This window comes from Dactylosporangium sp. NPDC050688 (genome assembly GCF_040654515.1).
Taxonomy (GTDB): domain Bacteria; phylum Actinomycetota; class Actinomycetes; order Mycobacteriales; family Micromonosporaceae; genus Dactylosporangium.
Genome location: NZ_JBFAIC010000002.1, coordinates 34,018 through 56,880, shown reverse-complemented (window position 1 = coordinate 56,880; position 22,863 = coordinate 34,018). Strand labels below are relative to the sequence as shown.

Genomic DNA, 22,863 nt, shown 5'->3' with positions numbered 1-22,863 from the left:
CGGGCGGATTGGTCCAGTGATCGGCGGCATCGACGGGCTTGGGTGCGCCCGGGTTCCGGGAACGTAACATGAAACATGAACGAACGGAACGCTTCACATGTGCCCAGCAATCGAACAAAAACCATCACCACTGGGTATGGAAAAGCCCACGCGGATGCGTGGGCCTTTTCGGTGCCGGGCGGCCGGCGTGTGCAGGCCGCCTCGGGCGCCGGCTCAGACGGGGCGGATGTTCGAGGCCTGGGGGCCCTTGGCGCCCTGGGTGATCTCGAACTCGACCCGCTGGTTCTCCTCAAGGCTGCGGTAGCCCGCCGTGGCGATGGCGGAGTAGTGCGCGAACAGGTCCGGCCCGCCACCGTCCGGCGTGATGAAGCCGAAGCCCTTCTCGGCGTTGAACCACTTCACGGTCCCGACAGTCATGTGCTGCTCCTCGCAGTCTGCTGGCATCCACACCGTGCGGACGCCGTTTCGCTGCGGCTGATCATCCTCATGCCACGACCAGGGCTGGTGCGCAAAGAAGCGCCCAGGGATCTGATACCCACCCAGGCGCTGGCAAAGTATACGGAAACCAAAACTGCAACGCCGCCCACAATACCACAGCAAATGGCGCGGACCGGCCAGAACGGCAGAACCGGACGAGAATTCGGCGGCCCGCGGGTGTAGCGTGACCACGGAAGGTTTGGCCGTAGCTTCATCCCCTGGCGCCGAGCCCGCCGAGGAAAGGTGGGCGCGGTGAAGACGTCCTTCGGCCTGTTGAGCACCTACCCGCCGACCCAGTGCGGCGTCGGTGCCTTCGCGGGCTCGCTCAGCGCCGCCCTGTCCGAGGCGGCGGGCGTCGACGCGGTCGGTGTCGTGCGGGTCGTCGACTCGCCGACCTTCACCGATCGGCCCGAGGTGATCGCGCATCTGCGGGCCGGCGCCGCGGGCTCGTCCGAGGTCGCCGCGACCGCGCTGGACCGCCACGGCGTCGTGATCGTCAACCATGAGTACGACCTCTTCGACGGCGCCGACGGCGAGGGTGTGCTCGACGTGCTGCACCGGCTCCGGTCGCCCATGATCGCCGTCCTGCACGCCGTGCCGCGCTCGCCGAGCCAGCACCGCCGGTGGATCCTCGAGACCGTGGCGTCGCTCGCCGGTGCCGTGGTCGTCACCACCGAGCCGGCCAGGACGCGCCTGCTCGAGACGTACCAGGTCGAGCAGGCGAAGGTGCACGTCATCCCGCGCGGCGCACTGGCGCAGCCGGCGATCCGCACCGTCAGTTCCTCCGGCGAGCCGCTGGTCCTCACCTGGGGCCTGCTGCGCCCTGGCATGGGCGTGGAGTGGGCGATCGCCGGGATGCGCGAGGTCAGGCACCTCGCCGTGCGTCCCAGGTACGTGATCTCCGGCCAGACCCACCCGAAGGTCCTCGCCGCGGAGGGCGAGACGTACCGGCTCGGGCTGTACAAGAAGGTCCGGGCGTTCGGCGTGGCGGACCTGGTCAGGTTCGAGCGCTCCTACGCGGAGCCGCAGGCCCTGGCCCGGCTGGTCGACCGCGCCGACGTGGTGCTACTGCCCTACGACACCACCGACCAGGTCGCCTCCGGCGTGTTGCACGAGGCCGTGGCGGCCGGCAAGCCGGTCATCGCCACCCCGTTCCCGCACGCCAGGGACCTGCTCGGCACCGGCGCCGGCCTGCTGGTGCCGCACCGCGACGCGGCCGCCGTCGGCGCCGCGCTCAAGCGCCTGCTCACCGACGCCGACCTGGTCGCCGGCATGCGCGCCGAGGCGTTGCGCCGCACCGCCGGCACCACCTGGGACGCGGTGGCCGCGCGGTACATCGCCCTGGCCGCCTCGTTGCAGGACGCCAGCTCCAGGGCCTGAGCTCCGGTTTTCCCGGCCTCTCTCCGCTCCGCGGCGGGCCGCCGGTTGCTTCGCGTCATGGTCGCGCACCGGCGCCGGGGACGGTGTCCCTGAGCAACCCTGCGGTGGCCGCGGCGAGGCGGGCGGCCGCCATCGGGTCCAGGGTCGGCAGGTCCAGCGGCAGCGACCGGCCCCGGTCGACGGCGGTGAGCGGGGCGGCCGGCGGCGCGTCGACCCAGTCGACGACCGGTCGCACCGACGCCTCGACGGGCCGCGCAGCGACCTTCGCCGCCACCCGGATCGCCGCGCGCAACGGGGCCGGCACCGGGCCGAGGTCGCCGCTGCGGGTGAATCCCGGGTGGTAGAGCACATAGCGGGCCCGGGCCCCCGACCTCGCGGCGAAGTCCACGCCCAGCAGGTCGTTCGCCCGGGCGGCCTGCAGCTGTGCGGTGATCATCCGGTACCGGCGCCGCAACTGCAGATCGTCCCAATGGATCCTGCCCTTGGTGATGCCGACCCCGGCCACGTTGACGATCACCGGGGCGGGCGCACGGTCCAGCGCGTCGCGCAACCCGTGACTGAGCAGGTGGCGGCTGAGGTAGTACAGCGCGAACGTGGCCTCCAATCCGTCCACTGTGGAGACCCGCCGCGGGGCCTGCCGGTTGGCGAACAGGGCGAGGGCGTCCACGACCGGCCAGCGGGCCACGATCTCGGCGACCACCCGCCGCGTCGCGGCGATCGAGGTGAGATCGGCCTGCAGGAACGTGACCCCGGCCGGCAGGGTCCGGCCCTTCGCCGGGTCGCTGCCGATGACCACGACCTCGTCGCCGCGGTCGAACCGGGCCAGCGCGAGCGCCCGCCCCATACCGTTGGTGCCACCGCTGACGACCGTCACGCGGCCGCTCGACCCTGCCGGCACGATGCCTCCTCCTGGTTACGATCAGTGCGCACCCCATCGTCGGTAACCATCCCGAGACGCGGAAGAAGGCAGTTGCATGTCGGCAGCGAACACCGGTGTGCCCTCCGTGCTCACCACGCGGCTGCCCGAGCCGGTGCCGGCCGCCGAGTACGAGCAGTGCCCGGTGACCGACGTCCTGCGCCGGGTCGGCGACAAGTGGACGGTCCTCGTCGTGGTCCTGCTCGGCCGCCGGCCGTTCCGGTTCAACGAGCTGCACCGCGGCATCGAGGGCATCAGCCAGCGCATGCTGACCCGGACGCTGCGCGGCCTGGAGACCGACGGCCTCGTCCTGCGCACCGTCCACCCGACCGTGCCGCCGAGCGTCGAGTACCGGCTGACCCCGCTCGGCGAGAGCCTCCTGCACCCGATCTCGGCGCTCGCCGACTGGGCAGTCACCCACCAGCCGGACATCGCCGCCGCCCGCCGTGCCGCTGGACACCGGGAAGCGTGATGGTCCGCCGGGACCGGCACGGTCGCTCAGGCAGCGTGGCAGATCGGCATCCGCCGTGATGTACCTGCTCGTGCTCGTGCTCGCGCTCACGCTCACGGCGGTGATCGTCGCGATCTTCCTCGTCATGCCAGTGGTGATCAGCCGGGAAAACGCCGTCCGACGCCGTGCGTCAGCCCGCAGGCACCGGCCGGCGGGGAACACCGCCGCACCCGCCGAGAAACCTGTGGCGCCCGTCAGGTAAGGTAAGGAAACCGACGCGGGGTGGAGCAGCTCGGTAGCTCGCTGGGCTCATAACCCAGAGGTCGCAGGTTCAAATCCTGTCCCCGCTACAACCTTGGCGGCCCCTGCTTCGCGGCGGGGGCCGCTTGCCGTTGAGGTTTCCGCATCCTTCGCGCTCGCTTCGCTCGCTCCTCGGTGGGGGAGCTTCGCTCCACCCACGCCCCCTCAACCGCGTCGGTGGTCCGTGTGGTCGGGAAGGGTTGTGTCGGCTCGACTGGGTGTCCGTCGGGCTGGGCCTGTCCGGGTTGGCGGCTCCTGTTTCGCGGCGGGGGCGCCTTGCTCTACCCACGCCTCCTCAACCGCGTCGGTGGTCCGTGTGGTCGGGAAGGGTTGTGTCGGCTCGACTGGGTGTCCGTCGGGCTGGGCCCGTCCGGGTTGGCGGCTCCTGTTTCGCGGCGGGGGCGCCTTGCTCTACCCACGCCTCCTCAACCGCGTCGGTGGTCCGTGTGGTCGGGAAGGGTTGTGTCGGCTCGACTGGGTGTCCGTCGGGCTGGGCCCGTCCGGGTTGGCGGCTCCTGTTTCGCGGCGGGGGCGCCTTGCTCCCTTGTCTGGCCCTCCCGGCGGTCGCCCGTTCGGAAGGTGGTCCGGCGATGCCGGTGCGGACGTTTGGGTCTGCGGGGGCGGCGTGGGTGCGGGAGCATGGTGGGTATGACTGAGTCGCGGCACGTCAGCACGTACATCGCGCGGTCGGTTGCGGAGGTCTACGCGTACGCGGCGGACCCGGTGAACCTGCCGGCATGGGCGCCCGGGTTGCTCAAGTCGGTGGAGAAGGTCGACGGGCAGTGGGTGGCCGAGTCGGACATGGGGCGGATCCTGCTGGACTGGGCGCCGGACAACGCGTTCGGGGTGCTCGACCATCACGTGACGGTGCCGTCAGGGGAGACGTTCTACAACCCGATGCGGGTCACGGCGCTCGGGGAGGGCAGTGAGGTCGTGTTCAGCGTGCGGCGGCAGGCGGGGATGAGCGACGAGGAGTTCGACCGGGACTGTGCCGCGGTGCAGGCGGACCTGGACGCACTGCGGGACATTCTTGAAGGCCGTTAGGCCGACTCGCGGACGACGAGCTCGGTGGGGACGATGACGGCGGCTGGGCTCTCGCCGTCGATGAGGCTCAGCAGCAGCCTGACCATTTCGGCGCTGATGCGGGGGTAGGACTGGCGCACCGTGGTCAGCGGCGGCTGGGTGGTGAGGGCGACCTGGCTGTCGTCGAAGCCGCCCACGGCGACGTCGTCGGGGATGCGCTTGCCGGCCAGTTGCAGGGCGGTCATGGCGCCGGCGGCCATGAGGTCGGAGGCGACGAAGACGGCGTCGAGGTCGGGGGCCTGCGCGAGCAGGCGCCGCATCGCGGCCTCGCCGCCGGCGCGGGTGTAGTCGCCGTGGGCGATGAGGGCCGGGTCGGACTCGCCGAGGGCTTCGCGGTAGCCGGCGAGCCGCTCGATGCCGCCGGGGGTGTCGAGGGGGCCGGTGATGGTGGCGATGCGGCGGCGGCCGGTGGAGCGCAGGTACTCGACCATCTGGCGGGCGCCGTCGCGGTCGTCGGCGGCGACGTAGGCGGCCCGGCGCTCGTAGCCGAGGGGCTTGCCGCAGGCGACTACGGGCAGGCCGCGGGCGAGCAGCTCGGGGATGAGCGGGTTGCCGCTGTGCGTGGAGACGAGCAGGGCACCGTCGACGTGGCCGCCGGTCAGGTACCGGCCGAGGCGCTTGCGGTCCTCCAGGCTGCTGGCGAGGGTGAGCAGCAGCGTGATGTCGTGCTTGGCGAGCGCCTGGGTGCAGCCGTGCAGCAGGACGTTGAAGTTCGGGTCCTCGAAGAGGCGGTCCTGCGGCTCGGACAGGATGAAGGCCACCGACTGGGAGCGCTGGGTGACCAGGCTGCGGGCGTGCTGGTTCACGACGTAGCCGGTCTTGCGCATGGCCCGCTCCACCGCCTCCTGCGCGGCGTCGCTGACGTCGTGGCCGCCGTTGAGGACCCGCGACACGGTGCCGCGGGACACCCCGGCCGCCGCCGCCACGTCGTTGATGGTGGGGCGGCGGGCGGGGCGGCGACGTGGCTCGGGCACGACGACATTCTGCACCAGCTTCAGCCTTTTACCGCTCCCGACAGCAGGTCTACGCGCCAGTACCGCTGCAGCGTCAGGAAGAGCACGACCAGCGGCAGGATCGACAGCAGCGCCCCGGTGACGACCAGGGTGTAGAGCGCGGGCGTGGTGTTGCCCTGGTTGAGCATCGTGTACAGCCCGACGGTGACAGGGAAGCGGTCGTCGGAGGTGAGCATGATGAAGGGCGGCAGGAAGTTGTTCCAGATCGCGACGAACTGGAACAGGAACACCGTGACCAGGCCCGGGATCATCGACGGCACCGCGATGTTGGCGAAGATGCGCAGGTCGCCGGCGCCGTCGGTGCGGGCCGCCTCAATGAGGGAGTCGGGCACCGCGGCGGCGGCGTAGATGCGGGCGAGGTAGATGCCGTACGGGCTGAGCACGCTCGGCAGCAGCACCGACAGGTAGCTGTCGGTGAGCTGGAACTTCGCCAGCAGCAGGTACTGCGGGATGGCGAGGACCACGGCCGGCACGAGGACCCCGGCGAGCAGCACGTTGAACACCGCCGAGCGGCCCGGGAAGCGGTACTTCGCCAGGGTGTACCCGGTGATCCCGGACACCACGGCCGACAGCAGCGCGCCCGCGCCGGCGTACAGCGCCGTGTTCAGCATCCACCGCCAGTACATGCCGGACTGGTACGCCGACAGGTCCCCGAGGTTGTCGAGCAGCGCGGTACCCGGGCGTCCTTGTACGTGGCGTAGGTGACGTTCACGTTCGGGCCCCAGGTCACGCCGGCTGCGGTGGCCGCGAACTGCTGGGCGAGGGTGTAGAACTCGGCCTGGTTGCTGAAGAACGCCGGCGGCTTGGCCAGGGCCCCGCCGGACTGCGCGGCGGTCGCGGCCGGGTAGATGCCGCCCTCGGTGATCAGGCCGGTGACGGCGGCCGGGTCGGTGTTGAGCCACACGGCGAACTGGGTGGCCTGCGCGATGTGCTTGCTCTTGGCGGCCACGGCGGTGGACGAGCCGCCCCAGCTGCCGGTCTTGTGCTCGCCGGCGGTCCACTGCGGCAGCTCGGCGATGGCCCACTTGCCCGCCGTGTCGGAGGCGTTGCCGGACAGGACGCCCGGGCCCCAGACGGCGCTCGGCCAGGCGATCAGGGTGCCGTCGTTGAGCGCCTTGTTCCACTCCGGGGTGTACATCGGCTGGCTGTCGACGTCGCCGGAGGCCACCAGGCCGCTCCGGCCGCGGCGCCGTTGCTGACCAGCGTGGGCAGCGCCTGGTACTCGGCCTGGAAGAGGTCCGGCGGGTTGCCGGCCTTGTTGGCGGTGAGGACCTTCGTGACCTCCTCGTCGCCCTGGGCCTGCTTGCTGACGGTGACGTGGATGTCGGGGTGTGCGGCGTTCCACTGTGCCACGACCTTGTCGATGCCGGGCACCCAGGACCAGAAGGTCAGCTCGACCTTGCCGCCTGCCTCGGTGGCGTCATCGCCACCGGAGCTGCAGGCGGAGGAGAGCAGGAGGGTGCCGGCCGTGGCCGCGAGCAGTAACGCGCGGATCTTCGGCTTCATGAGGGTCTCCAACTGCGATCGTCGTCGCGTGAACGGGGGTGAACGACCGTGAGCGCTCCCAGTTTTGGCGTGCTCTGCACGGTGTCAAGACATTGCTTAGGCCCGAGGTTCACCGGTAGAACATGCGATACTGGAGCGGATCCCGCTCTGGGAACGTTCACGGTACGAATCGCTAAGGAGTGCCAGATGGCGGAGGCGGAGCAGCCGCGGCCCTATCCGGGGTGGCCGTATCCACGCGGGCTGGACGCGATCGCCTATGGCGGCGACTACGCCCCGGAGCAGTGGCCCGAGGAGATCTGGGCGCAGGACGTCGAGCTCATGCGGGCCGCCGGGGTCAACCTCGTCAGCATCGGGATCTTCAGCTGGGCGCTGATCGAGCCCGAGGAGGGCCGGTACACTTTCGACTGGCTCGACCGCGCGCTGGAGCTGTTGCACGCCAACGGGATCCGGGTCGACCTGGGCACGCCGACCGCGGCGCCGCCGCCCTGGTTCGCGCACCGCCACCCCGGCGCCCGGCTGGTCGACCGGGCCGGGCACGTCCTGGGCCAGGGCGGCCGGCAGAGCTTCTGCCCCAGCTCGCCCGACTACGCCCGGGCGGCCGCCGCCGTCGCCGAGCAGCTCGGCCGGCGCTACGGCGAGCACCCCGCGGTCGCGCTGTGGCACGTGCACAACGAGTTCGCCGGGGTCAACGCGCACTGCTACTGCGACACGTGCGCCGCGGCGTTCCGGCACTGGCTGCGCGAGCGGCACGGGGACCTGGCCACGCTCAACGCCGCGTGGGGCACCACGTTCTGGGGCCAGCGCTACGGCGACTGGGCGCAGATCGAGCCGCCGCGGGTCGCCCCCACCGCCGTCAACCCCGCGCAGCAGCTGGACTACCTGCGCTTCTGCTCCGACACCCACCTGGCCAACTACCGGCGGGAGCGCGACGCGCTGCGCCGGCACTCGCCCGGCGTGCCGATCACCACCAACTTCATGATCGCCAACTGCAAGTGGCTGGACTACTGGAAGTGGGCGGGCGAGGTCGACATCGTCGCCAACGACCACTACCTCGACGCGGCCCGCGACGACCGGCACGTGGAGCTGGCCATGTGCGCCGACCTCACCCGCAGTCTCGCCGGCGGCGCGCCTTGGCTGCTGATGGAGCACTCGACCAGCGCGGTCAACTGGCAGCCCCGCAACATCGCCAAGCGCCCCGGCGAACTGGCCCGCAACAGCCTGGCCCACGTGGCCCGCGGCGCCGACGGGGTGCTGTTCTTCCAGTGGCGGGCCTCGCGCTTCGGCGCGGAGAAGTTCCACTCGGCGATGCTGCCGCAGGGCGGCACCGGCACCCGGATCTGGCGCGAGGTCACCGAGCTCGGCGGGCGCCTGGCCGGCCTCGGCGCGCTGCGCGGCACCCGGGTCGCGGCCGACGTCGCCGTCGTGTGGGACTGGGAGTCCTGGTGGGCCCTCGAACTGGAGTGGCGCCCGTCGGTCGACCTCACGTACCGGGAGCGGGTCGAGGCCTACTACGGGCAGCTGTGGCGCGACCACCTGACCGTCGACTTCGTGCACCCCGAGGCCGACCTCGGCCGCTACCGCCTGGTCGTGGCGCCGACGCTGTACCTGACGACCGAGGCCGCCGCGAAGAACCTCGACGCCTATGTGTCCGGCGGCGGGACCCTGCTGGTGTCGTACTTCTCCGGCATCGTGGACGCCAACGACACCGTGCCCGACGGGCCGTACCCGGGCGCGCTGCGTGACCTGCTCGGCCTCACCGTCGAGGAGTTCCTGCCGCTGCGCGCCGGCGAGCGGGTCGAGCTCAGCGACGGCACTGGCGCAGGTTTCAGCGCCGACGTGTGGGCCGAGGACGTCGTCCTGGCCGGGGCACAGGCGGTGCTGCACTACGTCGACGGCCCGGCACCCGGCCGCCCCGCCGTCACGCGCCACCAGCACGGCCGCGGCACGGCCTGGTATGTCTCCACCCGCCTCGCCGGCGCCGACCTCGGGCGGTTGATGCGGCAGGTGTACGACGGTGCCGGGCTGGACGCCCGCCCGGACCTGCCCGAGACGGTGGAGGTGGTGCGCCGGCCGCCGTTCCTGCTGGCGATCAACCACGGCACGGCCCCCGTTGAGGTGCACGGCGTCACCGTCGAGGCCGGCGCCGTGGCCGTGGTCGAGGAGGGCTGACGTGCTCGGCGACCTGCGCCGCGCGCAGATCCTCGCCGACGCCCGCGAGCGCGGCGGGGTCAGCCTGCGCGAGCTGAGCGACCGCTTCGCGGTGTCCATCCCGACGATCCGCCGCGACCTGTCGGCCCTCGCCGACCAGGGCCTGGTCCGCCGGGTCCACGGCGGCGCGGTCGTGCTCGCGGCACCCGCCCGGCCGGAGCGCGTCGTGGCCCGCTTGCCGGCCGGCGCTGGCGCCGTACCGCTGCCGCAAGGACAACCGGAGCACCTCTACGTGGCCCGCCGGGTGGTGTCGGCGCAGGAGGCGGCCGCGCTGGTCACGCCGGGCACGGCGATCGGCCTGTCCGGTGGCCGCGCGGCGGTCGAGTTGGCCGGGCTGCTCGACGACGTGCCCGGCCTGACCGTTGTCACGCCGGTGCCGGCGGTCGCCGCGGCGGTGCGCAACCGGGCCACGGTCGTGGTGCTGGTCGGCGGGGTGCGCACGCCGAGCGGCAGCCACGCCGGACCGCTGACCCACGCCACGCTGGACCGGCTCAACCTCGACCTCGCGGTCGTGGACCTGCCCGACCCGGCGTCCGGTGACGCGCTCGCGGCCCAGACCGACCTGGCCCTCGTCCTGCGCGCCACCGCCGCCGTCTACCTGCGCCCCGCTACGGGGTCCAGACCACGTTCGGGTTGACCTGCCCGGTCCAGTTGAAGATCGCCATGTTGTCCCACTGGTTGCCGGTGCCGTTGATGTTCGCCGGGTCCCAGCCGTTGCCGGGCACCGCGTACCAGGTCGGCTCCCAGTAGAAGACGCCGATCGCCCCGGCGTTGCGGGCGGTGTTCTGCACGTGGGTGAAATTGGTCGCCTGGCCGGCCCAGGTCGCCGGGTAGCCGGAGCAGGGCGCGGAGCCGTTCACCGAGTTCGCCTCGCTGTCGGCGTTGGCGGCGGTGAACGGGTACGCGGTCTCCGCCAGCACGACCGGCTTGCCGTAGCGGGACTTCGTGTCGCCGATGACGTAGTACAGGTTGGCCAGGTCACCGTGCCACATGCAGTAGTAGGACAGCCCGGTGATGTCCCACGTGACACCCTTGGCCTTGATGCCGTCGTAGAACCAGCGGGCATGATCGACGTTGTCGGCGTTCGCCGTGTGGATGATGACCTTCGTGCCGCTGTTGCAGGCCTTCACCGCGTTGTAGCCGGCCTTGAGCAGCAGGCTCAGGTTGGTGAAGTCGTTGTTGACGACCTTGCCGTCGTTCCACAGCATGCCGACGTTGATCTCGTTGCCGATCTGGATGCTGTCGGGCGTGGTGCCCTGGTTCCTGAGCGCGGTGCAGACCTGGTACGTGTAGTTGTAGACGTCGGACTGCAGCGTGCTGATGTTGTGGCTGGCCCAGGCGGCCGGCTTGTACTGCTTGCCGGGATCGGCCCACGTGTCGGAGTAGTGGAAGTCGACCATCAGGGCGAGCCCCTTGGACTTGACCTTCTGCGCGTCGAGCAGCACCTTCGCCAGATTGTTGTAGCCGCTGGCAGGGTTGTTCCAGATACGCAGCCGCGCGTAGTTGACACCGGCCGACTTGAGGATGTCGAGCGGATCGGCCTGGGCACCGGCCGCGTTGTAGTACTTGGCACCCAGGTCGACGCTGCGCCGCAGGGACGAGACGTCCGCGCCACGCATGGTGAGGGTGGTGGCCGCACTGGCGGGCGCGGCCGGGGTCAGCGCTGGGGCGGCGGCGCCCAGCAGGAGCACGCCCAGCAGGGCGGCAAGGCGGGGACTTCGGCGCACAGGAACTCCTTCGGGTACGGTTCCGTGAACGCTCCCAGTCTCAGAGTGGACATCGACGCCTGTCAAGGATCCGGATACGCGCGGTTGCGGTGTTTTGTGGGTGTCGGTTCCGGGAGCGCTCACGGAACCGCTGGCGCGGTTGCTGGCTGGTCTGCAGTGCTCAAGGCTGCTCGCGACGGCACCGAAATAGGTGACGAGACGGTTGTCGCAACCGGTAGTCGATGGGCCGCTACGGAGGACATCGAGGGCAACCTCATGGCCGGCCGAGCCGGCACAGGACCTGGCCGGCGCAGGCGCCTGCTATTGCCGATGAGCTTCCGCGACTACATCGCTGCAACCCGGCCGCAGCTGCACCGTCTTGACCCGGTCGATCCGTCCCGGCTCCAGGACCCGAGCGTGGCGGCCGCGCTCGACAGGGTCGCTTCTGACGTCGATGCCTATGACCTGGCTTGGCAGGCATACCTCAGCTGTGGCGGCTTTCCCGGAGCAGTCGCCGGACACAGCCGGACCGGGGATGTCTCGATCGGTTACATCCGCGACCTTGCCGCTTGGCTGCGCCGCGACGTAGACCCTGGTGCCGCACCGGAGTCTCTGCCGCGGTTGCTCGATGCGCTGTCCCATCGCGCCTCGAGTCCTTTGAACATCGCCTCGACCGCCGAAGATCTCGGACACTCGGGACGGGATGTATTCGATCTCAGGTTGCGGCGACTCATCGCCAGCCATGCCGCCTTGATCTGCGCGCGCCGCGACAGCGACAAACTCGTCCCAGGCTCTCAATCGAAGCTGTACCTCACAGACCCACTACTGGCCTGGCTGCCGTCGCGCCTGCGAGCGGGCCTGGCAACGCCGGACATGACGCGGTTGACCGAATCCACGCTCGGGGTGAGCCTGGCCCGCACCATCGACCAGCTCGATGAAGGTCGCTGGGTCAGCGGCGACACCATCGGATACGTCAGGACTGCGTCTGGCAACGAGATCGACCTCGCGCCGGTGTCCATCCCGTCCGCTGCCGGACCGGTCACGACCGTTCCGCTGGAGAGTAAGTGGGTAGATCACGGCTGGCGCGGCGAGGCCCGATCCATCGACGGCAAGTACGGGCAGGGAATCCTTGCCACCAAGACCATCCTCGACACCAGAAGCCAGGTCTGGGCGGTGCCTGCTCCGCTGCTGTCTCTGCTCATCCTGTGACCGGCCAAGGCTGACGGAGGCAATCCTGCGATCCCGAGTTCGAGCTGGCCTCGCCTCGGCGCCGGTGCGCTCCAGTCCGCGCTGGCTCAGCCCATCGTTGTGCGGACGAACGCCACCAGGTCGTCGGTGGAGAGCCCTACCAGGCGGGCCCGGCACCCGTCAGGCGGTGCCGCCGCCAGCACCGCGACTCGGCCGGGCTCGACGGAGCCGGTGCACAGCAGGTCGAAGACGTACAGCGGCGCGCCCGCACCGTCCATGAGGCGGACGTCGAGCTCTTCAACGGCGAGCCAGTCGATTCCCAGGTGCCGCTGCAGCAACTGACGGCATTCGAAGTCGGCCAGCCGCGGATCGGTGACCGTCACCTGCCCGGCTCCCGGCACGACCACGGTCCAGCCGTCGTCCGCGTCGTGGATCAGCGTCGCGGAGATGGTTTCCACGCCCGCAGCGTAGCGGGCAACGCGGCTGGCAGGATTCCGCGGAAACGCCCCGGTCAGCCGGCGAGGAGCTGGCGGGCCATGACGATGCGCTGCACCTGGTTGGTGCCCTCGTAGATCTGGGTGATCTTCGCGTCGCGCATCATGCGCTCCAGGGGGAAGTCCTTCGTGTAGCCGTAGCCGCCCAGCAGCTGTACCGCGTCGGTGGTGATCTGCATCGCGGCGTCGGAGGCGAAGCACTTCGCGGCCGCGCCGAAGTAGGTGAGGTCCTTGTCGCCGCGCTCCGACTTGCCGGCGGCGGCGTAGGTGAGCTGGCGGGCGGCCTCGAGCTTCATGCCCATGTCGGCGAGCATGAACTGGATGCCCTGGAAGTCCGCGATCGCCTTGCCGAACTGCTTGCGCTCCTGGACGTAGCCGAGGGCGAAGTCCAGCGCGCCCTGGGCGATGCCGACGGCCTGGGCGGCGATCGTCACCCGGGTGTGGTCCAGGGTCTGCATGGCGGTGCCGAAGCCGGTGCCCGGCGCGCCGATCATGCGGTCGGCGGGGATGCGGACGTTGTCGAGGTACACCTCGCGGGTGGGGGAGCCCTTGATGCCGAGCTTCTTCTCCGGTGCGCCGAAGCTGACTCCGGGGTCGGACTTCTCGACCACGAAGGCGGAGATGCCGCGGGAGCGGGCGGCCGGGTCGGTGACGGCGAACACGGTGTAGTACTCGCTGACCCCCGCGTTGGTGATCCACCGCTTGACGCCGTTGAGGACGTAGGCGTCGCCGTCGAGCACGGCCCTGGTCTTCATGCCGGCCGCGTCGCTGCCGGCGTCGGGCTCGGACAGGCAGTAGGAGAACATGGCCTCGCCGGCGGCGACGGCGGGCAGGTAGCGCCGCTTCAGCTCGTCGGAGCCGGCCAGCAGCAGTGGCATGGTGCCGAGCTTGTTGACGGCGGGGATCAGCGACGAGGCCGCGCAGGCGCGGGCGACCTCCTCGATGACGATGGCGGTCGCGAGGGCGTCGGCGCCGGCGCCGCCGTACTCCTCCGGGATGTGCGGGGCGTGGAAGTCCGCGGCGCGCAGCGCGTCGAAGGACGCCTGGGGGAACTCGCCGTGCTCGTCGGCCGCGGCGGCGTTCGGCGCCACCTTGCCGTCACACACCGCACGCACCGCCTCACGGATCGCGGCGTGCTCCTCCGGCAGGTCGTACACATCGAACACGGCAGGCCCCTTGTCCCGTAAGTCCTCACCCTGAACCGCCGTTCAGGCACCTCCGAGTATGAGCATACCGATGAGTAACCAAGGAGCCGGAGGCGCGGTCGCCAGCGAGGGACTACTCTCGCCGAAGCAACGTCGGCAAGACCCACCCCTATACGCCACAAATGTCCGCGATGCGGGTATTTGAGGAAACGGGAACAGAGCGGAGACACAGGCGTGACCATCGCGTACCCGAGCAGCCCACCCGTAGCGGTCGCGCCCTCCGGCGCCCCGCGCCCACGGCTCACCTTCCTCGGCACTGGCTATCTTGGCGCGACCTACGCCATCTGCTTCGCCGAGCTCGGCTATGAGGTGCTCGGCTTCGACGTCGACGAGGCGAAGATCGCCAAGCTGGCCGGTGGCGACGTGCCGATCCACGAGCCCGGCCTCGACGAGCTGCTCCGCAAGAACCTGTCGGCCGGCCGGCTGCACTTCACCACCTCCTGGGAGGAGGTCGCCGAGTTCGGCGACGTCCACTTCATCTGCGTCGGCACCCCGCAGCGCGCCGACGGCATGGCCGCCGACCTCTCCCACGTGGAGAGCGCCGTCACCAACCTCGCGCCGCTGCTCAAGCGCAAGGCGCTGATCGCCGGCAAGTCGACCGTCCCGGTCGGCACCGCCGAGTGGATCGAGCAGCTCGTGCGCCGCCACACCCCCGCCGAGCTGGGCGTCGAGGTCGCGTGGAGCCCCGAGTTCCTGCAGGAGGGCGTCGCCGTCGAGGACGTGCTGCGCCCCAACCGGATCATCTTCGGCGTGAAGAGCGAGTGGGCGACCGGCATGCTCTACGCCGCCCACAAGGGCGTGTTCGACCTGGCGCTCACCGAGGACCGCGAGGTCCCCGTCGTGGTCACCGACTTCGCCACCGCCGAGCTGGTCAAGGTCGCCGCCAACGCGTTCCTCGCCACCAAGATCTCCTTCATCAACGCGATGGCCGAGGTGTGCGAGGCCGCCGGTGCCGATGTGACGCAGCTCGCCCGGTCGATCGGCTATGACGCCCGCATCGGCAACAAGTTCCTGCGCGCCGGCGTCGGCTTCGGCGGCGGCTGCCTACCCAAGGACATCCGCGCGTTCCAGGCCCGGGCCCAGGAGCTCGGCGTCGGCGAGGCGCTGCGCTTCCTGCACGAGGTCGACCTGATCAACCAGCGCCGCCGGCAGAAGATCGTGCAGCTGTCCGCCGAGCTGCTCGGCCGCGGCTACGGCCCGGCCGGCCCCGACCTGGCCGGCACCCGGATCACCGTGCTCGGCGCCACCTTCAAGCCCAACTCCGACGACGTGCGCGACTCGCCGGCCCTGTCGGTGGTCCGCAAGCTGTCGCGCTCCGGCGCCGACGTCACCGTGTACGACCCGGAGGGCATGGACAACGCCCGCAACGACGTCGACGACGTGACCTACGCCAAGACCCTCACCGACGCCGTCTCCGGCGCCGACCTGGTCTGCGTGCTGACGGAGTGGGAGGAGTTCCGCAACGCGGACCCCAACACGCTCAGCGACCTCGTCGCCGGCAAGCGGGTCATCGACGGGCGAAACTGCCTGGATCAGGCCGTGTGGGTCGCGGCCGGCTGGGAGTACCGCGGCATGGGCAAGCCGTCCGTCGCTTAAGCGACGGAATCTCCCGAACGGGCGCTTCGCTTTCGCGACACGTCGAAACAAGGCATTCTTCCCAGTAGGGCGTGAACAGCCCGGGGCGGCCGCGAGCGCGGTCACCCCGGGCTGCGGCCCGTGGGGAGGAGTCGCGTGGAGACGTATCCGTGCCCGGCGTGTGGTGGACCGGCCAGTGAGGTCACCGGCTGCCGTGACTGCGGCCGCCCGCACGACCCCGACGCCGCCGCGCTCGCCCTGTTCCAGCGCACCGTCGCCGCGCTGGAGCAGAAGAAGCGCGACCTGACGGACGACAGCCAGAAGCTGCGCCGCCAGCTCGCCCACGCCTCCGCTCAGCGCGACTCCCTGCGCCGCAAGGTCCGCCAGTCCCTCGACCACGAGCAGGCCGGCCGCACCCGGCGGCCGCGGCTCGGCCGCGCCGCGAAGATCGAGAGCATCCCGCCCGCCGCCCGGCAGGCACCGCAGCGCGCGACGCCGCCGGACCAGCAGGTGTACTCGCCCCGGGCGCCCCAGCAGCCGGACACGGCGCTGGCGGAGCCGTCGCCGGACCGCCGGCCGGTGATCGCGCCGCTGCGGTCGCGGACCGCGGCGCTGCCGCAGATGCGCCGCCCGCCCGGCGGCGGGCCGCACCCCCCGGTCGACGAGCCCGAGGCGACCACGTCGAGCATGCAGGCGTCGGTCCTCGCGCTCGGCGGCCTGCTCCTGGCCGGCGCCGCGATCGTGCTCACCACCGACGCGTTCGGCGCGATCGGCACCGTCGGGCGGGTCGTGCTGCTCGCCCTGATCACGGCCGGCGCCCTCGCGCTGCCGCTGATGCTGGTCCGCCGCGGCCTCACCGCCACCGCCGAGACCGTCGCCTCGGTCGCGCTGCTGCTCGTCCTGCTCGACGGCTACGTCCTGCGCTCCGAGGGGCTGCTCGGCGCGGACCTGCTGGAGACCACCACCTACATGGGCGTGGTGTGCGCCGCCACCGCCGGCATCGCGGCCGTGTACAGCATGCAGAGCCACCTCATCGCCTCGCGGTACGCGACGCTGCTGGCCCTGCAGCCGGTCCTGCCGCTGCTCGCTTACGACTTCATCCGTGGCCCCGCCGGCTGGTCGCTCGCCCTGTCCGGCGTCGCCCTCATCAACCTCGGCTTCGGCGTCGCCCTGGGCCAGTCCGTCCGCCGTCGCCTCGAGCAGCAGGACCAGGCGCAGGACCAGGCCGCCGGCGACCAGCCGCCCGCCGAGCACGCGCACACCGTGCAGACCGACCGGTTCGCCGACACCCTCATGCGCGACGCGGCCTGGGTGCTGTTCACGGTCACGTTCGGCGCCGCCCTGATCTGTGGCACCGCCGCCCTCGCCACCACCGAGGCGCTCGGCGAGACCGTCCGGGCCGCCGCCGTCACCCTCGTCGCGGCCGCGATCGGCGTCACCGGTTCCCTGTCGTGGCGGCGCGGCGCCGTGCCCGACATCGCCGCCGGCATCGCCACGGCCGCCGTCATCGCCGCGTTCGCCAGGGTTGGCGCCGTCGCGTTCCCGGGCTCCACGCTGCTGTTCCTGGCCCTCGCCGGCGCGCTCGCCGCGGCCGGCGTGCCGTTGCTGCCCGGCGACGCCCGCCGCGGTCCCCGTTACGCGGTCTCCGTCGCGACCGCGGCCACCACCCTGCTGCTGCTCGTCACCGTCCTGCCCGCGCTCGCCGCCCCGCTGGACGCGGCGTGGCCGGCGTGGCGGGCCGATCTCACGGCGTACCGCACGGACGTCGACGCGGCCGTCGGGCCGGACGGCTGGCAGTCCGTCCTCGCGGTGCTGCTGCTGACCGCCGCGGGTGTCCTCATGCTCAGCGGGCGCACCGAGCCGGTCGACGTGCCGCTCGGCTCGGGCGCCGGCCTCGGTGCGGTGTTCGGCCGGCGGCAGACGGTGCAGCTCACACCGCCCGCCCCGCCGCCCGGTCTGTGGCCCGGCCCGCTGGGTGGCGCGGAGAGCGGCCCGCGCACCGGGGTCTGGGACGAGCCCCGGCCGGCGTCGCCGCCGCCGGCCGCGCGCCCGGCCGCGACCGGCGCCCGTACCGGCGTGCGGCGGGGCGGCGCCTTCGTCACCGTCCCGCCGCCGGAGCGCTTCCGCCTCGACGTCGTCGTCATCGGCGCCGCCCTGCTGCTGCTCGTCGCGCCCGCCGCATTCGGCCTGAGCTGGCTGATGATCCCCGCCCTCGCGGTCTCCGGGGCGGTCGCCGCCGGCGCCCTGGCCATGCGGGTACCCGAGGCCCATACCGCCTGGGTCTGCCTGGGCGCCGCCCTGGTCCTCGGCCTGTATGCGGCCGCCGCCAGCCTCGCCCGGCCGTCCGCGACCGCCCTGACGCTGCTCGTCATCGCCGGCGCCGGCGCCGCGATCGCGCTGCTGCCCCGGCCGCACCGCGCCGACGCGGAGGGCGACTTCGTCACCCGCAGGGTGGCCGACGCCGCCGCCGGCGGTGCCCTGTTCGCGCTGCCTGGCGCGGCCGCGGCCGGCGCCGCCATCCTCTTCGGCGACCTGCCCGGCGGCGCCACCGTCGTGCTGGTGATGAGCTTCCTCGCGCTCGCGGTGAGCCTCGGGTACGCCGCGATCACGCAGGTCGCCCGGGGTGCGCAGAGCCCGCCGCTGCTGATCGGCGCGACCGCCGGTGCCGTCGCGGTCGCCGTCGCCGTGCTGCGCGCCGACGGCGCCACCACCATCGACCTGGTGATCGGCCTGCTGATGCTGATCGCCGCGTTGATGCTGTGGGCCGCGCCGCGGATGGACGACCGGCAGACGTTCGGCGCCGACTTCACCGGCGCCGACGCCGCGGCCGCTGCCGTGACGATCGCCGGGATCGGCGCCGTGGCCAGGGCCGTGTCGCTGGCCTCCGACGGCATCGAGGTGGTGACCCTCGCGCTGCTGGTGTTCGCCGTCGCGGTCGCCGCCCGCAGCCTCCCCGACGAGTGGCGCCGCGGCCCGGTGGCCGGCGCCGCCACCGTGGGCGTCTGCACCGGCCTGTACGCGGGCACCATGTCCGTCATCGGCGCCGTCGGCGTCATCCGCGCCGCCAACCCGCCGTGGCGGGCCGTGCTGGACGACCGCTGGCTCGCCAACGCGCAGCAGCTCGCCACGTACGGCTGGCAGGTGCCGATCGCGCTGCTGCTGCTCGCCGGGGCGGCCGCGATCGCGCTGCCGCAGCCGTACGGCGACGACACCGCCTCCGCCGCGGCCGCCCTCGCCGCCCTCGGCGCGCCCGTCGGCCTCGGCCTGGGCTGGCAGTCGCCGATGGTCGTGGGGTGGATCGCCGCGACCGGCATCGGCGTGTGGGCCGCCACCGCGAAGAGCTGGCGGGCCGCGTACACCAGGCTCGGCGCGGCACTGATCGCCGGCATGTTCGCCGCCGGCGCGGGCCTCGTGCGCCCCGGCGCGACCGCCGGCACCCTGGTCGCGCTCGCGGTCAGCGGCGTGTGCGTCGCCGGGTTCGCCCGGGCCACCGCGATCCGCCGGGGCAACCCCTTCGACGGCCCGCTCACCTTCGTCGGCGGGTCCGGGGTCGCCGCCGCCCTGTTCGCGATGGCCGGTGCGGCCGCCGCGGCCGCCGGCGGGCTGCACCCGGGCCAGGTCAGCACCGTGCTCATCGCCGCGCTGGCGACCAGTGGCGTCGGCCTGGCCGCCGCCGCGACCGGAGCCCAGCAGGCTCCCGGGTACCTGCCGTACGTGACCGTCGGCGTCGCCGGCGGCGCGACCACCACGGCCGTCGTCGCGCTGTTCGTCCAGCGTGACGGCGCGGCCGTGTACGCCGCCGCCGCGGCGCTGCTCGGGGTCCTCGCCGAGCTGCTGCGGGTCACCTGGCAGCCGAGCGTCGAGTGGGTCCCGGCCGCCGGCTTCCGCCCCGACAACGCCGGCGCGCCCACCGGCCGGTGGCGGCAGGTCCGGGCGCCCCGCGGGTACACCCTGGGGGTCGCCGCCGCGGCCGGACTGCCCGCGCTCATCGTCGTGATCTTCGTGGCGCCGTCGGTGTACGCCGCGCTCGTCGGCCCGTACAAGTGGATCCAGCAGCCCTGGACGGGCACTGCGGCGACCGCGTCGGACCTCGGCGCCCTCGGCCGCTACGCGGGCGACGGCACGCACGTGCTGGCCGCCGCGCTGCTCACCATCGCCGGCGCGCTCATGGCGGTCGGTCTCGGCGGCACCGCTCAGGCCGTGGCCGGCCGCGCCGTCGCGATCGTGGTGCCCAGCGGCGCGCTCACCATGCTCATCGCCCCGGCGGCGCTGCACGCCCCGTGGCCGTGGCAGCCGACGGCGGCGCTGCTGGTCGCCACCATCGCCGGGCTCGGCCTGGCCCTCACCGTCCCGCCGGAGGCGGACAGCTCCGACGGCCGGATGCTCATCAACGCCCGCCGGCTCGTCTTCGCCATCGCCGTGCTGGCCGCCGGCGCCGGCGGTGCGGGCAGCCTCGCCACGAAGCAGCAGACCCTGACCTGGCTCGCCGGGTCGGTCGTCGTCGGCGCGGTCGCCGGCGTCTGGGGCCGCACGCCCAACGGCCGCATGCTCGGCTGGCACGTCGCCGCGTCGACCGCGCAGGGCTTCGCCCTCGCCGCCGGCCTGGCCGCCGGCCTGGCGCTGCGGCAGTGCGCGTTCCCGCTGCTGATCGTCGCGACGATGCTGCTGGTGCTCGGCGCCGCGCTGCCGCGGCTGCGGCCCAGCAACAGCATCAACCGGGAGGCGATGACGGTCGAGGCGGCCGGCTACGCCGGCGCGGTCGTCGCCGTCCTGCTCACCCTCGGCTCGGCCGCGCACACCGCGGCCGCCCTCACCGCGCTCGGCGCCGTCCTCGGCCTGTCCGCCGCCCGCAAGGGCCGCAGCGGCCAGCAGCGGGTCGTCCTCATCATCGCCGCGTCGGTCGCCGAGCTCATCGCGATCTGGCTGCTGCTCATCACGGTCAAGGTCGCCGTGATCGAGGCGTACACGCTGCCCTTCGCGGTGCTCGCGCTCATCACCGGGCTGCTGGAGATCCGCCGCCGCCCCGAGCTGGGCAGCTGGCTCGCCTACGGTCCGGCCCTGGTGGCCGGCTTCGCGCCGAGCCTCGCCCTCGCGGTCGCCAGCGAGAACTCCCCGGAGGTGCGCCGCGTCCTGCTGCTGCTCGCCGGGGTCATCACGGTGGCGATCGGCGCGGTGCGCCAGCAGAAGGCCCCGGTCGCGGTCGGCTCCGCCGTCACGATCATCGCGACCGTCAACGAGCTGCTGCGCATCGGCCTGCCGGTCTGGATGCTCCTGCTGCTCTTCGGCGGCACCGGTCTGCTGCTCATCGCGCTCGGCGCCACGTACGAGCAGCGCCAGCGCCTCGACCGCCTGCGCGGCGCGTACCGCGGCATGCGCTGACCGTAGCGGCCCTACTCCGGGTAACATCGATAGACGTGGTTGCGGAGTTGGTGCACGACGAGGACGGCTTCACCTACACGGTGCACGTGGCGGGCTGCGGCGAGATGCGTCGCGGCGGCCGGCTGCGGGCCTGGCGGGAGGGCGACGGCGGCCTGCTGGCCCTGCTGACCGTCGCCGGCTCCGACCTCGACGACGAGGCCGGGGTCGTCGCCGACCAGGTGCGGCTGCGGTTCGTCGGCGAGCGGGTCGACGTCGTCGCGTACGAGCCGGGCTGGTGGGGCGCGGGGTTCAGCTACCTGCGCGCGGTCGGCGGCACCCGGTGGGAGCCGATCGACCCGCAGCTGCTGCGCGACCGGATCGGTCCCGGCTTCGTCGTCGATGACGAAGAGGACACCGCGCCCGGCTGGGGCGGCCCCTGAGCGTCTCTCCGGTTGTGTCAAGAGTTGACGGAACCTCTTGTGTGGAGGATCGTCGATGGAAAACCGGATGGCGGTCCGGGCCACGCTTCCCCGTCCCCGGGAGGGCAATGTGTCCCCGCGCCTGCTCGCCGTGCCCGCGCTCGCCCTGGCCGCCGTGGTGTCCCTCCCCGCGCCCGCCGCCGACGCCGCCACCACGATCTGCAACCGCTACTGCGACGGCCGCGACGCCGCGCTCGCCCCGTCGGACCGGCAGCCGGTCTCCAGCACCCTGTACGGGCGGCGCTTCACCCTGCACGTCAACGACACCGACGCCATGGCCTGGGCGAGCCTCGACAACGGCAAGGCGGGCGACGAGGTGTGGCTGGACCGCTCCTTCGACGGCGGCCGCACCTGGCCCGACAGCCGCATCGGCGCGGCCACCGTCGCCGCCGGCGCCACCAGCCGGCGCACCGCGCAGTTCAACGTCGACCACTGGGCCGTCAACGGCGTCGGGGCGCTGCGCGCCTGCGGCAAGGCCGGTGACCGGCCCGAGATCACCTGCACCGCGTGGGCCCGTAGCACCTGGAACGCGTGGGACCGGCGCACCGCCGCGGCCACCGCCCTGATGATGCAGTACAACCCCGGCACCGGCCTGTTCGGCAACAACGACTGGTGGACCAGCGCCAACGCGCTCACCGCGATCATCGACAACATCCGGCGCTCGGGGATGGGCAGCTACCGCCACGCCATCGCCACCACCTACGACAAGCAGGTCAACGCCAGGCTCGGCCAGTTCCGCAACGAGTACCTCGACGACACCGGCTGGTGGGCGCTGGCCTGGGTGGCCGCCTACGACGTCACCGGCGACGGCCGGTACCTGGCCACGGCCCGGGCCGGCGCCGAGCACATGTACGCCTACTGGGACACCACCCGCTGCGGCGGCGGCGTGTGGTGGAGGACCGACCGGCAGCACAAGAACGCCATCGAGAACAGCCTCTACATCCAGCTCAACGCGGCCCTGTCGGCGCGGATCCCGGGCGACACCGTCTACCGCGGGCGGGCCCAGGCGGCCTGGACCTGGTTCCAGGGCACCGGCATGCTCAACGGGTCCAACCTGGTCAACGACGGCATCAGCCTCAGCACCTGCCGGAACAACGGCGGGGTCACCTGGACGTACAACCAGGGCGTGCTGATCAACGCGCTGGTCCAGCTCAACCGGCTCACCGGCGACGCGGCGGCCCTCGCGACCGCGCGGCGCATCGGGGACGCGCTGGTCGGCAGCGGCTACCTGTCGCCCGGCGGCATCCTGCGCGAGCCCAACGAGAGCAACACCTGCGCCGGCGACGGCGTGTCGTTCAAGGGTGCCGCGGTCCGCGGGCTCGGCGTGCTCAACACGGCGACCGGTGGCGCGTACGCGGGCTACCTGCAGCGCAACGCCGACAGCGCGTACCTCAACGACCGCGACACGATCGACGCCTACGGCAGCCACTGGGCCGGGCCGCGGACCGCCACCAACCACAGCTGCCAGCACAGCGCGGTGGATCTGCTCAACGCCGCTCCGTAGTTGTTTTTTGGGAGGGTGAA

Annotated in this window: 20 protein-coding genes and 1 tRNA gene; 12 read left to right on the top strand and 9 right to left on the bottom strand. The window is 72.5% G+C overall.

Going from position 1 to position 22,863, the window contains the following annotated elements; translation table 11 throughout:
* Window positions 1-213: 213 nt before the first annotated feature.
* Complete coding sequence (locus tag AB0H83_RS02640) at window positions 214-417, bottom strand: cold-shock protein (RefSeq protein WP_360085709.1); 204 nt, start codon at window positions 415-417, stop codon at window positions 214-216.
* A 312-nt stretch (window positions 418-729) separates the two neighbouring features.
* Between AB0H83_RS02640 and AB0H83_RS02635 the strand changes: the two genes are divergently transcribed.
* Window positions 730-1,857, top strand: a complete 1,128-nt coding sequence (locus tag AB0H83_RS02635; RefSeq protein WP_360085706.1) for a glycosyltransferase — start codon at window positions 730-732, stop codon at window positions 1,855-1,857.
* 55 nt (window positions 1,858-1,912) lie between these two features.
* Here the strand turns inward: AB0H83_RS02635 and AB0H83_RS02630 are convergent, their stop codons facing one another.
* A complete protein-coding gene (locus tag AB0H83_RS02630; RefSeq protein ID WP_360085703.1) occupies window positions 1,913-2,755 on the bottom strand; it encodes an SDR family NAD(P)-dependent oxidoreductase in 843 nt (280 codons plus the stop codon).
* 76 nt (window positions 2,756-2,831) lie between these two features.
* Here AB0H83_RS02630 and AB0H83_RS02625 point away from each other — a divergent pair, with 76 nt between their 5' ends.
* From AB0H83_RS02625 to AB0H83_RS02610, 4 genes are all read left to right on the top strand, one after another.
* Window positions 2,832-3,245, top strand: a complete 414-nt coding sequence (locus AB0H83_RS02625) for a helix-turn-helix domain-containing protein (RefSeq protein WP_360085700.1) — start codon at window positions 2,832-2,834, stop codon at window positions 3,243-3,245.
* A 55-nt stretch (window positions 3,246-3,300) separates the two neighbouring features.
* Complete coding sequence (locus tag AB0H83_RS02620) at window positions 3,301-3,486, top strand: hypothetical protein (protein WP_360085697.1); 186 nt, start codon at window positions 3,301-3,303, stop codon at window positions 3,484-3,486.
* Window positions 3,487-3,500: 14 nt separating this feature from the next.
* A tRNA-Met gene (locus AB0H83_RS02615) sits at window positions 3,501-3,574 on the top strand.
* A gap of 598 nt (window positions 3,575-4,172) precedes the next feature.
* Window positions 4,173-4,568 (top strand): SRPBCC family protein, encoded by a 396-nt coding sequence (locus AB0H83_RS02610; RefSeq protein WP_360085694.1) that lies wholly within the window; start codon window positions 4,173-4,175, stop codon window positions 4,566-4,568.
* Here AB0H83_RS02610 and AB0H83_RS02605 read toward each other — a convergent pair.
* From AB0H83_RS02605 to AB0H83_RS02590, 4 genes are read right to left on the bottom strand one after another with little or no spacing between them, the layout of a single operon-like run.
* Window positions 4,565-5,581 (bottom strand): LacI family DNA-binding transcriptional regulator, encoded by a 1,017-nt coding sequence (locus AB0H83_RS02605; RefSeq protein WP_360085691.1) that lies wholly within the window; start codon window positions 5,579-5,581, stop codon window positions 4,565-4,567. The two genes, AB0H83_RS02610 and AB0H83_RS02605, sit on opposite strands and share 4 nt — an antisense overlap.
* A gap of 20 nt (window positions 5,582-5,601) precedes the next feature.
* Window positions 5,602-6,246, bottom strand: coding sequence for a carbohydrate ABC transporter permease (locus AB0H83_RS02600; protein WP_360085688.1), 645 nt, complete (start codon window positions 6,244-6,246; stop codon window positions 5,602-5,604).
* Window positions 6,225-6,758: an extracellular solute-binding protein gene (locus AB0H83_RS02595; RefSeq protein WP_360085685.1), complete on the bottom strand. Its 534-nt coding sequence runs from the start codon at window positions 6,756-6,758 to the stop codon at window positions 6,225-6,227. Before AB0H83_RS02595 ends, AB0H83_RS02600 begins: the two co-directional genes overlap by 22 nt.
* Window positions 6,713-7,126: an extracellular solute-binding protein gene (locus tag AB0H83_RS02590; protein ID WP_360085682.1), complete on the bottom strand. Its 414-nt coding sequence runs from the start codon at window positions 7,124-7,126 to the stop codon at window positions 6,713-6,715. The genes AB0H83_RS02595 and AB0H83_RS02590 overlap by 46 nt, the downstream gene beginning before the upstream one ends.
* A gap of 186 nt (window positions 7,127-7,312) precedes the next feature.
* Between AB0H83_RS02590 and AB0H83_RS02585 the strand changes: the two genes are divergently transcribed.
* Window positions 7,313-9,295, top strand: coding sequence for a beta-galactosidase (locus AB0H83_RS02585; RefSeq protein ID WP_360085679.1), 1,983 nt, complete (start codon window positions 7,313-7,315; stop codon window positions 9,293-9,295).
* Between the two features lies 1 nt (window position 9,296).
* A complete protein-coding gene (locus AB0H83_RS02580) occupies window positions 9,297-9,971 on the top strand; it encodes a DeoR family transcriptional regulator (RefSeq protein WP_360085676.1) in 675 nt (224 codons plus the stop codon).
* Here the strand turns inward: AB0H83_RS02580 and AB0H83_RS02575 are convergent.
* Window positions 9,943-11,061 carry a glycosyl hydrolase 53 family protein gene (locus AB0H83_RS02575; RefSeq protein ID WP_360085673.1) on the bottom strand — a complete coding sequence of 373 codons (1,119 nt, stop codon included), beginning with the start codon at window positions 11,059-11,061 and terminating at the stop codon, window positions 9,943-9,945. The genes AB0H83_RS02580 and AB0H83_RS02575 overlap by 29 nt on opposite strands.
* 309 nt (window positions 11,062-11,370) lie before the next feature.
* On the opposite strand from AB0H83_RS02575, the gene AB0H83_RS02570 reads away from it, so the two are divergent.
* Window positions 11,371-12,249 carry a hypothetical protein gene (locus AB0H83_RS02570; RefSeq protein ID WP_360085670.1) on the top strand — a complete coding sequence of 293 codons (879 nt, stop codon included), beginning with the start codon at window positions 11,371-11,373 and terminating at the stop codon, window positions 12,247-12,249.
* A gap of 86 nt (window positions 12,250-12,335) precedes the next feature.
* Here AB0H83_RS02570 and AB0H83_RS02565 read toward each other — a convergent pair whose 3' ends face one another.
* Both AB0H83_RS02565 and AB0H83_RS02560 read right to left on the bottom strand, forming a co-directional pair.
* Entirely contained in the window at window positions 12,336-12,686 is a 351-nt protein-coding gene (locus AB0H83_RS02565) for a hypothetical protein (RefSeq protein WP_360085667.1), read from the bottom strand.
* Between the two features lie 53 nt (window positions 12,687-12,739).
* Window positions 12,740-13,888, bottom strand: coding sequence for an acyl-CoA dehydrogenase family protein (locus tag AB0H83_RS02560; RefSeq protein WP_360085664.1), 1,149 nt, complete (start codon window positions 13,886-13,888; stop codon window positions 12,740-12,742).
* A 213-nt stretch (window positions 13,889-14,101) separates the two neighbouring features.
* Between AB0H83_RS02560 and AB0H83_RS02555 the strand changes: the two genes are divergently transcribed.
* The 4 genes from AB0H83_RS02555 to AB0H83_RS02540 all read left to right on the top strand — a co-directional run bounded on the left by AB0H83_RS02555 (window position 14,102) and on the right by AB0H83_RS02540 (window position 22,843).
* Window positions 14,102-15,523 carry a UDP-glucose/GDP-mannose dehydrogenase family protein gene (locus AB0H83_RS02555; RefSeq protein WP_360085661.1) on the top strand — a complete coding sequence of 474 codons (1,422 nt, stop codon included), beginning with the start codon at window positions 14,102-14,104 and terminating at the stop codon, window positions 15,521-15,523.
* A gap of 135 nt (window positions 15,524-15,658) precedes the next feature.
* Complete coding sequence (locus AB0H83_RS02550) at window positions 15,659-20,881, top strand: hypothetical protein (protein ID WP_360085658.1); 5,223 nt, start codon at window positions 15,659-15,661, stop codon at window positions 20,879-20,881.
* A 35-nt stretch (window positions 20,882-20,916) separates the two neighbouring features.
* Entirely contained in the window at window positions 20,917-21,300 is a 384-nt protein-coding gene (locus tag AB0H83_RS02545; protein WP_360085655.1) for a hypothetical protein, read from the top strand.
* 55 nt (window positions 21,301-21,355) lie between these two features.
* Entirely contained in the window at window positions 21,356-22,843 is a 1,488-nt protein-coding gene (locus AB0H83_RS02540) for a glycoside hydrolase family 76 protein (protein ID WP_360085652.1), read from the top strand.
* Window positions 22,844-22,863: the final 20 nt, after the last annotated feature.